This is a genomic window from Flavobacterium saliperosum (assembly GCF_900100625.1).
GTDB lineage: Bacteria > Bacteroidota > Bacteroidia > Flavobacteriales > Flavobacteriaceae > Flavobacterium > Flavobacterium saliperosum.
The window spans coordinates 405,209-419,646 of the sequence record NZ_FMTY01000003.1; the positions used below are offsets into that span (position 1 = coordinate 405,209).

14 protein-coding genes are annotated in these 14,438 nt (G+C 40.3%); 10 read left to right on the forward strand and 4 right to left on the reverse strand.

The features are described 5' to 3' along the window. The first annotated feature begins 5 nt into the window (after positions 1-5). The 3 genes from BLQ05_RS08170 (at position 6) to BLQ05_RS08180 (ending at position 2,778) form a co-directional block, all read left to right on the forward strand. Entirely contained in the window at positions 6-323 is a 318-nt protein-coding gene (locus BLQ05_RS08170) for a 2TM domain-containing protein (protein WP_023577026.1), read from the forward strand. Between the two features lie 150 nt (positions 324-473). Beyond that, positions 474-1,964, forward strand: coding sequence for an ArnT family glycosyltransferase (locus tag BLQ05_RS08175; protein WP_023577025.1), 1,491 nt, complete (start codon positions 474-476; stop codon positions 1,962-1,964). A 61-nt stretch (positions 1,965-2,025) separates the two neighbouring features. After that, positions 2,026-2,778 (forward strand): LytR/AlgR family response regulator transcription factor, encoded by a 753-nt coding sequence (locus BLQ05_RS08180; RefSeq protein ID WP_023577024.1) that lies wholly within the window; start codon positions 2,026-2,028, stop codon positions 2,776-2,778. Positions 2,779-2,837: 59 nt separating this feature from the next. Here BLQ05_RS08180 and BLQ05_RS08185 read toward each other — a convergent pair whose 3' ends face one another. The 4 genes from BLQ05_RS08185 to BLQ05_RS08200 all read right to left on the reverse strand — a co-directional run bounded on the left by BLQ05_RS08185 (position 2,838) and on the right by BLQ05_RS08200 (position 6,381). Beyond that, on the reverse strand, positions 2,838-3,860 hold the full coding sequence (locus BLQ05_RS08185) for a COX15/CtaA family protein (RefSeq protein WP_023577023.1): 1,023 nt from the start codon (positions 3,858-3,860) through the stop codon (positions 2,838-2,840). 72 nt (positions 3,861-3,932) lie between these two features. Continuing rightward, complete coding sequence (locus tag BLQ05_RS08190; RefSeq protein WP_023577022.1) at positions 3,933-5,351, reverse strand: CCA tRNA nucleotidyltransferase; 1,419 nt, start codon at positions 5,349-5,351, stop codon at positions 3,933-3,935. Positions 5,352-5,384: 33 nt separating this feature from the next. Beyond that, positions 5,385-5,774: a GxxExxY protein gene (locus BLQ05_RS08195; RefSeq protein WP_023577021.1), complete on the reverse strand. Its 390-nt coding sequence runs from the start codon at positions 5,772-5,774 to the stop codon at positions 5,385-5,387. A gap of 40 nt (positions 5,775-5,814) precedes the next feature. Beyond that, the gene (locus BLQ05_RS08200; protein ID WP_023577020.1) at positions 5,815-6,381 is read right to left on the reverse strand and encodes an L-threonylcarbamoyladenylate synthase; all 567 of its coding nucleotides are present in this window, start codon (positions 6,379-6,381) and stop codon (positions 5,815-5,817) included. A gap of 146 nt (positions 6,382-6,527) precedes the next feature. Between BLQ05_RS08200 and pseB the strand changes: the two genes are divergently transcribed. Genes pseB through pseI form a run of 7 tightly spaced genes read left to right on the forward strand, consistent with a single transcriptional unit; the run spans position 6,528 to position 14,431 of the window. Further along, a complete protein-coding gene (gene pseB, locus BLQ05_RS08205) occupies positions 6,528-7,541 on the forward strand; it encodes a UDP-N-acetylglucosamine 4,6-dehydratase (inverting) (protein ID WP_023577019.1) in 1,014 nt (337 codons plus the stop codon). Positions 7,542-7,547: 6 nt separating this feature from the next. Further along, entirely contained in the window at positions 7,548-8,747 is a 1,200-nt protein-coding gene (gene pseC, locus BLQ05_RS08210) for a UDP-4-amino-4,6-dideoxy-N-acetyl-beta-L-altrosamine transaminase (RefSeq protein WP_023577018.1), read from the forward strand. Then, complete coding sequence (locus BLQ05_RS08215; protein WP_035654688.1) at positions 8,728-9,402, forward strand: class I SAM-dependent methyltransferase; 675 nt, start codon at positions 8,728-8,730, stop codon at positions 9,400-9,402. Before pseC ends, BLQ05_RS08215 begins: the two co-directional genes overlap by 20 nt. A 21-nt stretch (positions 9,403-9,423) precedes the next feature. After that, positions 9,424-10,284: an aldo/keto reductase gene (locus tag BLQ05_RS08220; RefSeq protein ID WP_023577016.1), complete on the forward strand. Its 861-nt coding sequence runs from the start codon at positions 9,424-9,426 to the stop codon at positions 10,282-10,284. Continuing rightward, the gene (locus BLQ05_RS08230; protein WP_081711861.1) at positions 10,281-12,368 is read left to right on the forward strand and encodes a glutamate-1-semialdehyde 2,1-aminomutase; all 2,088 of its coding nucleotides are present in this window, start codon (positions 10,281-10,283) and stop codon (positions 12,366-12,368) included. Before BLQ05_RS08220 ends, BLQ05_RS08230 begins: the two co-directional genes overlap by 4 nt. A 12-nt stretch (positions 12,369-12,380) precedes the next feature. Then, a complete protein-coding gene (locus BLQ05_RS13660) occupies positions 12,381-13,397 on the forward strand; it encodes a GNAT family N-acetyltransferase (RefSeq protein WP_023577014.1) in 1,017 nt (338 codons plus the stop codon). Beyond that, the gene (gene pseI, locus BLQ05_RS08245; protein ID WP_051365769.1) at positions 13,394-14,431 is read left to right on the forward strand and encodes a pseudaminic acid synthase; all 1,038 of its coding nucleotides are present in this window, start codon (positions 13,394-13,396) and stop codon (positions 14,429-14,431) included. The genes BLQ05_RS13660 and pseI overlap by 4 nt, the downstream gene beginning before the upstream one ends. The last annotated feature ends 7 nt before the right edge of the window (positions 14,432-14,438 follow it).

Below are 14,438 nucleotides of genomic sequence, written 5' to 3' on the forward strand. Positions count from 1 at the left end.
CTGTCATGGAAAATTTTGAGAACAACTTCGAAGAGCGTTATCAATACGCACAAAAAAGGGTAAAACGACTGAAAGGCTTTTATTCACACCTTGTGGTTTACATCCTTGTGAATATTATGATTGTCTTCTTAAATATTCGAGACTTAGAGCCGGGTGAAAGCTATTTTCAGTTTGAGAACTTCTTTACGGCTTTCTTTTGGGGAATCGGTTTGTTGACTCACGCCGTTAGTGTTTTCGGACATCATCTGATCTTCGGAAAAGAATGGGAAGAAAAGAAAATCAAGGAATTGATGAATAAGGACAAACAGGAGCGTTGGGAGTAATTTCAGTGATCAATTATCAGTATTTAGTGTTCTGTGTTTAGATAACAGATAACCGATAGCAGAAATCAGATTGCGGAAAATCAGTGACAACCTAAGAAGAAAAAAAATCTCAGTACCTTAGCATTTCAGAATCATAGTACTTTAAAGAAAATGAAAAAATACCTGCCGATAATTGTTATACTGTCGCTTGTAAAATTACTGATTCATCTTGTTGCAAATCGGAATTACGGTTTTCATCGGGATGAATTACTGCATTTGTCCGTAAGCGAACATTTGGATTGGGGGTATATGGAATTTCCGCCTTTCATTGCTGTTGTCGGGAAACTGGCTCATTTTCTTTTCGGATACTTGTTGTCGGGTGTAAGATTGTTTCCCACGTTAGCAGGCGTCGCCATTTTAATGTTGTGTTGTATGATAACCAAAGAGCTCGGCGGTAAGAAAAATGCAATAGTGTTGAGCGGAATTTCGGTATTGGCATTCATTCCTTTTTTTCGGAACCATACGCTTTTTCAACCGGTGGCTTTCGATCAGCTTTTCTGGACCTTGGGTTTTTATTTTCTGGTAAGATATCTCAATACGAAAAACATAAAATTCCTTGTTTATTTGGGAATTACAGCCGGAATCGGACTCATGAACAAATACACTTTTGTGGTTTGGGGATTCGGGATAGCGGTAGGGTTATTGTTTTTTGAAAAAGGAAAAGCCTTCCGAAACAAATGGCTTTATATTTCAGGAATCCTTGCCCTGATACTTGTTTTACCAAACATCGTCTGGCAGTTCAATCATGATTTTCCACTTTTGACGCATTTGCAGCAATTGAAAGAAAGTCAGCTGGATGAAATCGGGCCTTATGATTTTGCGTTGGAACAACTGAAAATGCCATTCACATTAATCATCAGCCTAATCGGATTGTCGGCCTGTTTCTTCGATAAGGAATTGAAGAAATATAAAAGTATTGGTGTGGCGGTTTTGGTCATTTTTTTTACAATGTGGTTCTTACAATCCAAAGCTTATTATTTCTTTGCAATTTATCCGATGCTATTTGCTTTGGGCGCTGTGAAGGTTGAAAAATTGCTCGAAAGAAAATCTGCTTGGAATTATGTGGTGGCAGCGATTTTATTTGTGCCGACCGTTTATTTCATTCCGATGGCAACACCGCTTTTACCGATTGAAGCGTTCGTAGCGTATAACAAACTCCAACCCGAAAAGGACGGAAGAATTATCCTGACGGGCGATTATGCCGATATGTTCGGATGGGACGAACAGGTAAAATTGGTGGACAGTCTCTATACATCATTATCCAAGTCGGAACAGCAAAAATGTGTTATTCTGGCCGAAAATTACGGAGAAGCCGGAGCCCTGAAAATATTAGGAAAAAAGTACGGTTTGCCCAATCCGGTTTGTCGTCACGGTAGTTTCTGGATATGGGGACCGGGTGAAAAAGAGGGTGAAGTTTTTATCAGCGTGGGAAATGAAAAAGACGTGGTTTATGAATTTTTTGAAGAGCACACCCTCGTTAAATTGGTAACGCATAAATATGCCATAGACGAAGAAAACAACATACCGGTTTATATTTGCCGAAAACCAAGAATCAAACTGAAAGAGATTTGGCCCGGACTGGAAAAATATATTTTTGAATAAGAATAATAAAATAGAATCTTAGCGACTCAGAGCCTAAGTACCTTAGCACCTTTCAAAGAAAATGAATATCATTATCATCGAAGACGAAAAACCGGCCGCACGCTTATTGCAGCGTAAAGTCGAAAAACTGGGATTGAATGTAAACACCATGCTGCATTCGGTAGAGGAATCCTTGGATTGGTTTAAGAACAACCCGCATCCCGATTTGATTTTTCTGGATATCCAATTGTCCGACGGATTGTCGTTCGAGATTTTTGAAAAAATCACCATCAAAAGTGCCATTATTTTCACCACAGCGTATGATGAATATGCGTTGAAAGCCTTCAAATTAAACAGTATCGATTATTTGCTGAAACCGATTGATGAAGACGATCTGGAAGTGGCGGTAAATAAGTTTAAAGAACGTAATCAGCCGCAAAACTTGTCATTGGATTTCGAAATGATCAAGAAAATGCTGGTCAATCCGATTGATAAGAATTATAAAAAACGATTCACGGTAAAAATCGGGCAACAGTTAAAACTGATCAATGTGGATGAGGTGGAATGTTTTTACAGCGAAAATAAAGGGACTTACTTGCATACGCTAGACAATCGCGATTATTTGCTGGATGGCACTTTGGAACTCCTTGAAACCGAATTGGATCCGAAAGATTTTTACCGCGTCAGCCGAAAATTCATTGTTCCGATGAAAGCCATAAAGGAAATTCAACTGCACAGCAATTCCCGCCTGAAAGTTGTTTTACCAACCTATAACGACGATGAGGTTATTGTAGCACGGGAACGGGTCAACGATTTTAAGGAATGGATTGGGTAAATAACTAATAGAAAGTGTTCGGATTTCAACATGCCATCGGTTTGCTGAAATCCGATTTTTTATTTACTCAATCGGTGCAAGGTAAACACCATAGCCGAAAGCAACATAAAAGCCACCAACTGATGTGCCAATCCCAACCAAAGCGGTACGTGGAATAACAAGGTGAAAATACCCAAAGCAAACTGCACAATAACTACAGCGACCAAAGTTGTTATTCCTTTTTTCTGCGTAGTGTTCAGAATATATTTTTTACCTCGGAAATACAGGTACACCATTAAACCGACCACAACATAGGCCATGGTTCGGTGAACGAATTGTACGCCGCTTTTGCCTTCGGTAAGACGTAGCAGCCAGGAATCTTTTTCTAAAACTATACTTTCGTGGAAAAATTGTCCGTCACTCATTAAAGGCCAATGGTTGTGAATCAAACCGGCATTCAGTCCTGCCACAAAACCGCCGTAAACGATCTGGATAATCAAAACCACCAAAGCGATTCGCGCTATGGAACGCAGGGGTTGTATCACTTCAATCCGGTTCGGGTAAATCAAATCCAAAGCCACCCAAAGGGTGTAAGCAAATGTTATGAAAGCAAAAGTAAGGTGTAACGACAATCGGAAATGACTCACATCCGGACGGTCAATCAAACCGCTTTTCACCATGAACCAGCCCAAAAAACCCTGAAAAGCGCCCATCGCCAAAAGCACAACACACTTTTTAATGGTTTCCGGAGAAAGTCGTTTTTTGATTAAGAAATAAACGAACGGAATAATGAAAACCATTCCGATTATTCGTCCGATGAAACGGTGAAACCATTCCCAGAAATAAATGAATTTGTAATCGCTTAAATCAAAATCGTTATGTATGTTAATTTGCTGATACTCCGGAAATTTCTTGTATTCTTCAAAGGCATGTTCCCATTTTTTTTCCGTTAACGGAGGAAACGTATCGGTAATTAAATGCCAGTCGGTCATCGATAAACCGGAGTTGGTTAATCGGGTGATTCCACCTACCATTACCATGATGAATAATAATGCACAACCGGATAACAACCAGATAATTACGGATTTGTCTTCTTTTTTCATTTTGGATTCAGTGGTATTTTTAGCAAATTTATTTCTATTGCAATCAAAAAACAATCGAATAAAAGTTAAACTTTAGTTTACTTTCTTCAGTCCCATTTTTTCGGCTCTTTTCAATACAAAATCATACGCCGCCTGATAGTCATTCGGAATTTCGCCTTCCAGAATTGCTTCTTTCACCGCTTCTTTCAAAACACCAATTTCTCTTGACGGTTGTAAGTTGAATAATTCCATAATCTCTTCTCCCGAAATAGGCGGCTGAAAAACACGTACTTTGTCGCGTTCTTCCACTTCCACAATTTTCTCGCGTACAATTTTGAAATTATTATGGTATTTCTGAAACTTCTTAGGATTTTTTGTGGTGATATCCGCCTCACATAAAGTCATCAGGTTTTCCACATCTTCACCGGCATCAAAAACCAAACGTCTTACGGCAGAATCCGTAACGATATCTTGCGCCAATACAATTGGGCGCGAACTCATCATGACCATTTTCTGAACGAATTTCAGTTTTTGGTTCAACGGCATGTGCAAACGTTCGAAAATCTTTTTTGCCATTTTTCCGCCTAAAAATTCATGACCGTGAAATGTCCAGCCTTGTTTTTTGTTGTAACGCTTGGTGGGTGCTTTTCCGATATCGTGCAGTAAGGCCGACCAGCGTAACCAAACATCATCGGTATTCGGACAAATATTATCCACCACTTCCAGCGTATGGTAAAAGTTGTTTTTATGCGTATGCCCTTCAATTTCTTCCACCTGATTTAAAGCGGTCAGTTCCGGAAGGATAATGTCCAGCAATCCGGTTTGGTATAACAGCAAAAATCCAACGGAAGGAACATCCGACATCAGGATTTTATTCAGTTCATCAACAATACGTTCTCCCGAAATAATACTGATTCGGTCTTTGTTTTTGGTAATGGAAGCTAAGGATTCGGCCTCAATTTCAAAATTCAGCTGGGAAGCGAAACGGATCGCACGCATCATTCGCAACGGATCATCAGAATACGTGATATCCGGATTTAAAGGCGTTTTGATGGTTTTGTTTTCCATATCGGCTAATCCGTTAAAAGGATCCACCAATTCGCCAAACGTGCTTTCATTCAACGAAAGTGCCAAGGCATTAATGGTGAAATCACGACGGTTTTGGTCGTCTTCCAGTGTTCCGTTTTCCACAATCGGGTTACGGCTGTCGTGGTTGTAGCTTTCTTTTCGGGCGCCAACGAATTCGATATCCATGTCGTCATAGCGCAACATCGCCGTTCCGTAGTTTTTAAAAACCTGGACTTTCGGTTTGTGCGGAATGAGTTCGGATACTTTTAACGCCAGTTCGATACCGCTGCCTACCGCAACAATATCAATGTCTTTTTTGTGATCGCGTTTTAAAATCAAATCACGGACAAAACCACCAATTACGTAACTTTCCAAGTTAAGTTCGTTGGCTGCCTGAGCGATTATTTTGAATATTTTATCTTGAAGCGCTTCTTTGTAATTCATTAATTGAGGATTTTTACCGCAGATTCGCAGATTTTATTTGTTATTGCTGCAAACTATGCGTTTATATTCCAATGAGATTGTATTGAAATTAACTAACAAGGCTAATTCGTTACCCGATACTTTTAAATAATTTAAGCATTGATTATAATGATTGTTGTTAAAACAATCTGTGGATTTTACTTCTAAAATGATAGAATCAAAAACTACAAAATCAGCGTAAAACTTATGTTTTAATACAGTATCCTTATAGTTAACACAATACTCTTTTTCTCTTTCGTATGGTATATTCAAACTTTGAAATTCATATTCCAAAGCATCTTTGTAAACAATTTCAGAAAAACCTTTTCCTAAGTTTTTGTGTACATCGAAAAATATTCCAATAATTTGATAAGTTTCTTTGGCGTTTAAATATTCTTCAGGCATATAGTAATTAATTGTAATCTGCGAATCTGCGGCAAATTTGTTATTTACGAATAACTTTAACCTGACTGTCATTCGTTAATTTAATGATCGTCGAAGGCTTGTCGCAAATTTTATCGTGGTGCAAATTTACCACATAGTCAACACCTTTTAAAATTTCAGGGCTGATTTCTTTAAAAGATTTTGGCGTAAACATTCCGGAAATATTAGCCGAAGTGGAAACCAACGGTCTTTTCATACGTTCCATCAGTTTAAAGCAAAACGGTTCCTTCACGATTCGTACACCAAGGGTTTTATCTTCGGCAATGATATTCGGAGCCACATTTCTGGGATTGTCAAGGATTAACGTGGTCGGTTTTTCGGATAAATCCAGAATTTGCCAGGCCACTTCAGGGATGTCTTTGAAAACGGTATACATCATTTTTTCACCATTCATCAGCACAATCATGCTTTTGCTTTCTTCACGTTGTTTCAAAGCATAGATTTTCTTTACGGCTTCCGGATTGGAAGCGTCACAGCCAATGCCCCAAACCGTATCGGTAGGATAAAGAATAATGCCGCCGTTTTTAATGACTTCGTAGGCGTTGTGTACTTCGGTATTGATGTCCATTTCAAGTAAATTTATTTGCAAATATAATTAACATTTAGAGGTTGACTTTCTAAAAACGGGTAAAAATGCACGGAATGTTCCGTTGTGAAGAATGGCTTCTGAACTAAAGCTTAAATTCATATATTTGTAAGCTAAAAATCATAAAAATGCTGAATAATAAATCCATATTAATTACAGGAGGAACAGGGTCTTTAGGTAAGGAATTGACCAAGACAATTTTACAGAAATGGCCGGATGTCAAACGTCTTGTGATTTACTCCCGTGATGAGCAGAAACAGTTTCAGATGGCTCAGGAATTCCCGGAAGCTCAATACCCTGCAATACGCTATTTTATTGGTGATGTAAGAGATCTGGAACGTTTGAAAAGAGCTTTTAATGGTATCGATTATGTTATTCACGCAGCTGCCATGAAGCACGTTCATATTGCCGAATACAATCCGGATGAGTGTGTGAAAACCAATATCGGCGGTGCTGATAATGTCATCAAAGCCTGTTTGTCAAGTAATGTGACTAAAGTGGTGGCCTTATCAACCGACAAAGCCTGTGCGCCGATTAATTTATACGGAGCAACCAAACTGACATCGGATAAATTGTTCATCGCAGCCAACAATGTTAAAGGAAAACAGGATATTAAATTTTCAGTAGTACGTTACGGAAACGTAATGGGGTCGAACGGTTCCGTGATTCCGTTCTTTATGAAAAAAAGGGAAGAAGGTGTTTTACCCATTACCGATGTGAATATGACCCGTTTCAATATCTCACTTCAGGGTGGCGTTGATATGGTTCTTCATGCTTTGGATGCGGCTTGGGGAGGCGAATTGTTTGTTCCGAAAATCCCTTCGTACCGAATTTTGGATGTGGCTCAGGCTATTGCACCGAGTTGTGAACATCGCGTAATCGGAATCCGTCCGGGTGAAAAAGTACATGAAGAAATGATTACGTCATCGGATTCGTTTACCACTTATGATGTAGGAAAATATTATGTGATTCTTCCGCAGGTAACCAATTGGAATCTGGAGGATTATAAACATGCTTTTAATGCAAAATTGGTTCCGCAGGGATTCAGTTACACTTCCGGTGAAAATACGGAATGGGAAACTGTTGAAAGTATGCGCGAACAGATAAAAGAACACCTTTATCCTGATTTTGAAGCAAAATAAAACGGAATGATACCATACGGAAAACAAAACATCACGGAAGAAGATATTCAGGCGGTTGCAAAAGCACTTAAAGGTGATTTTCTAACGCAGGGACCAACCATTTTGGAATTTGAAAAGGCGTTTGCCGAATATATCGGATGCAATTATGCCGTGGCAGTTTCCAACGGAACCGCCGCTTTGCATTTATCCGCTTTGGCTTTGGGTGTCGGAAACGGCGACAAAGTAATTACCACACCCATCACTTTTGCAGCCTCGGCGAATTGTGTTCGTTATTGCGGCGGTGAGGTCGTTTTTTCAGACATCGATCCGGATACCTATCTGTTGGATATCGAAAAAGTGGAGCAGCTTTTAAGATCGTCTCCGAAAGGAACGTATAAAGGAATTGTTCCCGTAGATTTTGCAGGACGCGCCGTGAATCTGGAAGCTTTCAGAAAATTGGCCGACGAATACGGGTTGTGGATCATCGAAGATGCCTGTCACGCTCCCGGTGGTTATTTTACCGACAGCAAAGGACAAAAGCAAAATTGCGGAAACGGAAATTATGCCGATTTGGCCATTTTCTCTTTTCATCCGGTAAAGCACATCGCAACGGGTGAAGGCGGAATGATTACCACAAACGACGAAAAACTATACAAGAAATTATTGGAATTGCGCACCCACGGAATTACCAGAGATACCACCATTTTCAAAAATTCAGTGGAATTTGCGGTGGGACAACCTGTAAATGAAGGAGATTCCTATCCGGGTTGGTACATGGAAATGCAAACCCTGGGGTACAATTACCGTTTTACCGATTTTCAGGCGGCTTTGGGCATCAGTCAGTTATCCCGTGCAAATCAAGGTATCGAAAGACGTAAAGCCATCGCTTCAAAATACAATACGGCTTTTACAGGAAGAGATTATGTAAACGGACAATCCGGTTATGTGGACGGACACGCGTATCACTTATACGTTATCGAAGTGGAAGACCGCGTAGGTTTGTACAATTATCTGAGAGAACACAAAATCTTTGCACAGATACATTACATCCCGTGTCACCTGATGCCCTATTACCGGGATTTGGGCTGGAAGGAAAACGACATGCCTTTAGCGGAGCAATATTATAAACATTGTATCAGCTTACCGATGTATCCTACGTTAACAGACGAAGAACAATCTTTTGTGATTGAAAAAATAAATCAATATTATGCAAAACAACAGTCATAAAGAATCGTTTCTTTCCTATGAAGCCGATGCTTGGTTCGAGCGTAACAAGTCCGTAATTAATAATTACAAGCCGGAAAGTGATAAGGTTCTGGAACTGATTAAAAATTACGGGTTGCAACCTCAAAGTATTCTGGAAATAGGCTGTTCGGCTGGGTATCGTTTAAATGCCATTAAAACGCTGCTTCCCAATTCGGAAGTTTTCGGAATTGAGCCTTCCTCCAGAGCCATCGAATACGGGAAATCAAATTACAGTGATGTGAATTTTGTTCACGGAACGGCGGATAATCTTTCTCATTTCGAAACGGAATCACTTGATATTGTGATTGTAGGCTTCGTTTTTTATGTGATTGACAGAAACATATTATTGAAAGTTGTGGCAGAAATTGACCGCGTACTTAAAAATGGCGGTATCCTTATAATTGTGGATTTCTTTTCCGAAAGCTCCCTGAAAAACGTATACCAGCATATTGAAGAGTTTAATGCGTATTCCTTCAAGCAAAATTATGATGAAATATTTACGGCAACTAAACTGTACTACTTGCTGGATAAATCGACATGGAGTCATTCGGAAAAAGCATTGGATGCCACAAGCAATTATTACGACAAGTACAGCGTTTCATTATTGAAAAAAGATTTTGAAGCAAGTTATAAATAGTATCAGACGTAAATAAGGTTCATGCAAACCGAAATAAAAATAGCACTCGGAACAGTTCAGTTTGGCATAAACTATGGTATTTCCAATACGCATGGTGTGCCTTCCGATGAAGCCTTGAAAGCCATTCTTTCAGTTGCAGAGGAAGCTGGAATAAACCAACTGGACACCGCACTGGCGTACGGCAATGCTGAAGAACGTTTGGGTTTGTTGGCCGATAATCGGTTTCAGATTATCACCAAATTTCCTACGGTTGTTTCAGGCGAGGAACTCAAAAACACACTGAAGCAATCCCTGACCCGATTAAAAACGAATTCGGTATACGGTTATCTGGCACACAATGCCGATATTTTAATCGAAAATCCAAGTTTGTGGACAACGTTGCAACAAGTAAAAAAAGAGGGTAAAATAGAGAAAATCGGATTTTCATTGTACCATCCGGAGCAATTGGATAAACTTTTGGCTTTAAACATCGTTCCCGATTTGGTACAGTTGCCGTACAGTATTCTGGATCGGAAATTCGAAAACAAACTGGCGGAATTAAAACAATTGGGAACCGAAATTCACGTGCGTTCCGTTTTCCTTCAGGGATTGTATTTCATGAATCCGAATCAGTTACCGGAAAAATTAAAACCGTTAGCGGCTGCTTTAACCGAATTGCACGCTGTTTGTGAAGAAAATCATTTGGCAGTGGGGGATGTTGCGCTGAATTATGTGATTGCAAACCCCAATATCGATAAAATCGTCATGGGAGTGGAAACCGCAGCGCAATTAAAACAGAACATACAAATGGTGTCCGATTGGAAAACAGAAGCAAGTTTGTTTTCAAAAATTGAGGCCATCGAAATAAAAGACAAATCATTATTAAATCCCGTAAACTGGTGAAAATAATTGGTGTAACACAGGCCCGAATCGGTTCGTCCCGTTTGCCCGGAAAAGTGCTTTTGGAAATTCAAGGGAAACCCTTGTTGGCGTACCATCTGGAAAGGGCAAAGCAATCAAAGCTGGTGACAGATTGGGTTGTGGCGACGACTGAAGAAAAGGATTCCGATCTGATTTGTGCCATAGCCGAAAAATTGCATATTGATTCGTACAAAGGAAGTCTGAATGATGTTTTAGACCGGTTTTATCAGGCGGTACAAAACAAAAAACCGGATTATGTGGTGCGCGTTACTTCCGATTGTCCGCTGATTGACGCCGGATTGATTGATAAAACGATACAGTTCTGCCTCGACAATCAGTTGGAGTATCATTTAAACCAATCGCAGGAAGCCTATCCGGACGGATTGGATGTGGAAGTTTTCAGTTTTAAAGCGTTGGAAGAAGCCTGGAAATCTGCCACAGCGGTTGCCGACAGGGAACACGTAACACCTTTCATCCGAAGAAATGCCAAAATGATGCTGTCCGATGAAGGCATCGATAAAAAATATGCGGCTTTGCGGATTACCGTTGATGAAACTTCCGATTTTGAAGTGATTCAGCATCTGATTCAGCAATTAGGCGATAAGCAACCGTGGAAAGTGTACGCGGATTATTTATTACAACACGAAGAAATACAAAGTATTAATCATTCTATTTTTAGAAACGAAGGTTATATGAAAAGTAAATTTAACGAAATACAGCTGCGAAATATCACGAATTTCAAAGCATCAGACGAATACCGAAAAGCAATTCACAATTTAATTCCGGGCGGAAGTCATACCTATTCCAAAGGCGACGATCAATTTCCGATCCTGTCTCCGGCAGCGATTGTTAGAGGAAAAGGGTCGCACATTTGGGATGTTGACGGTAACGAATATCTGGATTGTTCCATGGGATTAACCAGTGTGAGTTTAGGTCACGCCTACGAACCGGTGTTGGATGCTGTACGAAAAGAGTTGGAGAATGGCGTGAATTTCCAACGTCCGGCTGCTTTGGAAAAAGAAATGGCCGAAACGTTTTTAGCTTTGGTTCCCGGACACGACATGGTGAAGTTTTCCAAAAACGGATCTATTGTGACCACAGCTGCCGTAAAATTAGCCCGTGCTAAAACAGGACGTGATTTGGTAGCCTTCCCGGTTGACCATCCGTTTTACAGTTATGACGATTGGTTCATCGGAAAAACTGCCTGTAATAAAGGGGTTCCGGAAGCGGTTTCCAATTTGTCCGTGACGTTTCAGTCGTTTAATATAGAGTCGTTAAAAGAATTATTTGCCAAATATCCGGGACAGATTTCCTGCGTAATCACCGAACCGGAAAAAGGAAATTATCCGCATCTTCCGGCCGATTTTAACGTGGCCGACTTCCTGAAACAGGCAATCGAACTGTGTCACGAAAACGGCGCTTTGTTCATTGCCGATGAAATGGTAACTGGTTTCAAAACGGATTTTCCGGGATCGATAACCAAATACGGCGTTACTCCGGACATGGCAACATGGGGTAAAGGTATTGCTAACGGCTTCTCATTCTGCGCCTTAACCGGTACCAAAGACGTTATGGAGTTGGGCGGAATTACCCGCGAAGGTGAAGAAAAAGTATTTTTGATTTCAACAACGCACGGTGGAGAAACCCACGGATTAGCCGCTGCCATTGCGACCATCAAAGAGTATCAGCATAAAAACGTGATTGCACACAACCATAGTATCGGTAAAAAAGTGGCCGAATTATGTCAGCAATTAGTAACCGAAAATGAATTGACCGATTATATCGAAGTCGTTGCCGCCGAATGGATGCCGTTTTTTGTGTTTAAAGACAAATCGGGTGTTGCCAGTCAAGGATACCGAACACTTTTTATGCAGGAAATGATTAAACGCGGCATCTTGTTCCAGGGTGTTTTCATGCCTTGTTTCTCCCATACCGAAGAAGACGCCTACTATTTTGCAAAAGCGTTCGGTGAATCGTTAAAAGTATATCAGGATGCCTTAGAGCAGGGATATGAAAAATTCCTTGTGGGTAGTCCGGCCAAAGCGGTTTTCAGAAAAACGTTATAAAAACAAAGTCCGATGCGAGTATACAAGTGTTTAGATACCCATGTTTTCAAAACCAATTCGTTCCATATCGAACCGATACGGGATGAGGATAAGTATGAAATCCTGAAGATCCGAAACGAACAGTTGTATCATTTGCGCCAATCGGAACCATTAACAACCGAAAAGCAGGAAAATTATTTTGCGACCGTAGTTGCGGGTTTGTTTGAAATCGAGGAACCGAATCAATTGCTGTTTTCGTTCTTTAGGAATAATGAATTTGTAGGTTATGGCGGATTGGTCCATATCAATTGGATTGACAAAAATGCTGAAATCTCTTTCATTATGAAAACGGAGCTGGAAAAAGAGTCTTTTGCCGAATTTTGGTCCAATTACCTGCAATTGATTGAACAACTGGCTTTTGAAGAACTGAAGTTTCATAAGATATTCACCTATGCGTTTGATTTGCGTCCGCATTTGTATGAGGTGCTTTTGAATTGTGGTTTTAAGGAAGATGCTCGTCTGAAAGAGCATTGCTGTTTTGACGGAAAGTACCTGGACGTACTGATTCATTCAAAAATAAATAACAACATCTGGTTTCGAAAAGCAACAGAAAACGATGTCGAATTGTATTATAATTGGGCAAACGATCCGACGGTAAGAAGCAATTCCTATTCTTCGGGAAGCATTCCGTATGAAAATCATGTCAGCTGGTTCAAGTCGAAACTGAAAGACGAAAATTGCAATATGTTTCTTTTTCAGAACCATGATAATCAGAATATCGGACAGGTGCGTATTCAGAAAATAGACGAAATTTCGGCAATAATCGGAATTTCCACTGATGAAAATCACCGCGGAAAAGGGTATGCCGCTAGGATGATTGCCTTGGCTTCGGATGCATTTTTGGTAAAAAATCCTGAAATTTGCATCAGCGCTTATATTAAAATGGACAATCCGGCTTCGTCAAAAGCTTTTGAGAAGGCTGGTTTTTCGATGCTGGAAATGCTTAAATATGAAGGGGTTGACAGTTTTCATTATATAAAAAGAAAATGATAATAGATAATTTTAAAATAGATGCCAAGTCACCGGTGTTCATTATTGCGGAGCTTTCTGCGAATCATAATGGAAGCCTGGAAACTGCCTTGGAAACTGTTAAAGCTGCTAAACGTGCCGGGGCCGATTGCATTAAACTACAGACCTATACGGCGGACACGATTACGCTCGATTCCGACAAGGAGGATTTCGTAATCAAAGGAACCATTTGGGACGGAAGAAAACTGCATTCGCTTTATCAGGAAGCCTATACACCTTGGGAATGGCATGCCGAAATATACAAAGCAGCCAAAGAAGAAGGCCTGATCTGTTTTTCATCACCGTTTGATAAAACTGCGGTGGATTTACTCGAAGAACTGAATTCTCCGGCCTATAAAATTGCGTCTTTTGAAATTACCGATATTCCGTTAATCGAATATGTGGCTTCTAAAGGCAAACCAATCATTATTTCCACCGGAATCGCCGAAAAAGAAGACATTGAACTGGCTTTGGATGCGTGCCGAAGAATGGGTAATAACGACATAGCGCTTTTAAAATGTACGTCGAGTTATCCCGCGCCCATTGAAGAAGCAAACATGATTATGGTGAAAGATCTGGCCGAGCGTTATAATGTTATCAGCGGTCTTTCCGATCATACCATGGGAAGCACGGTGCCGATTGTAGCAACGGTTTACGGAGCGAAAATCATAGAAAAGCATTTCATTCTGGACAGAGCCATTGGTGGTCCGGATGCGTCTTTTTCGATGAATGAAGACGAATTTAAACAAATGGTGAAATCCGTTCGTGAAGCCGAAAAGGCCTCCGGTGTTGTAGATTATACCTTAACCGAAAAACAAGCCAAAGGACGCGATTTCAGTCGGTCACTTTATATTGCTGAAGATATCAAGGCCGGAGAAGTTTTTACGGAGAAAAATCTGCGTTCGGTGCGCCCGGGCTTTGGATTGCATCCCAAATATTACAGCCAGCTATTAGGAAAAAAAGCTACATCCGATTTAGAAAAAGGCACTCCGATGCAACTTGATTTCGCCGAATAATTTTAAG

What these genes read in the sequence shown, in the direction of transcription:
- BLQ05_RS08195 (WP_023577021.1), bottom strand. Translation starts at nt 5,774, where the DNA reads ATGCCTGAAGAATATTTAAACGCCAAAGAAACTTATCAAATTATTGGA.
- BLQ05_RS08190 (WP_023577022.1), bottom strand. Translation starts at nt 5,351, where the DNA reads ATGAATTACAAAGAAGCGCTTCAAGATAAAATATTCAAAATAATCGCT.
- BLQ05_RS08215 (WP_035654688.1), top strand. Translation starts at nt 8,728, where the DNA reads ATGCAAAACAACAGTCATAAAGAATCGTTTCTTTCCTATGAAGCCGAT.
- BLQ05_RS08200 (WP_023577020.1), bottom strand. Translation starts at nt 6,381, where the DNA reads ATGGACATCAATACCGAAGTACACAACGCCTACGAAGTCATTAAAAAC.
- BLQ05_RS08185 (WP_023577023.1), bottom strand. Translation starts at nt 3,860, where the DNA reads ATGAAAAAAGAAGACAAATCCGTAATTATCTGGTTGTTATCCGGTTGT.
- BLQ05_RS08180 (WP_023577024.1), top strand. Translation starts at nt 2,026, where the DNA reads ATGAATATCATTATCATCGAAGACGAAAAACCGGCCGCACGCTTATTG.
- BLQ05_RS08220 (WP_023577016.1), top strand. Translation starts at nt 9,424, where the DNA reads ATGCAAACCGAAATAAAAATAGCACTCGGAACAGTTCAGTTTGGCATA.
- BLQ05_RS13660 (WP_023577014.1), top strand. Translation starts at nt 12,381, where the DNA reads ATGCGAGTATACAAGTGTTTAGATACCCATGTTTTCAAAACCAATTCG.
- pseI (WP_051365769.1), top strand. Translation starts at nt 13,394, where the DNA reads ATGATAATAGATAATTTTAAAATAGATGCCAAGTCACCGGTGTTCATT.
- pseB (WP_023577019.1), top strand. Translation starts at nt 6,528, where the DNA reads ATGCTGAATAATAAATCCATATTAATTACAGGAGGAACAGGGTCTTTA.
- BLQ05_RS08170 (WP_023577026.1), top strand. Translation starts at nt 6, where the DNA reads ATGGAAAATTTTGAGAACAACTTCGAAGAGCGTTATCAATACGCACAA.
- pseC (WP_023577018.1), top strand. Translation starts at nt 7,548, where the DNA reads ATGATACCATACGGAAAACAAAACATCACGGAAGAAGATATTCAGGCG.
- BLQ05_RS08175 (WP_023577025.1), top strand. Translation starts at nt 474, where the DNA reads ATGAAAAAATACCTGCCGATAATTGTTATACTGTCGCTTGTAAAATTA.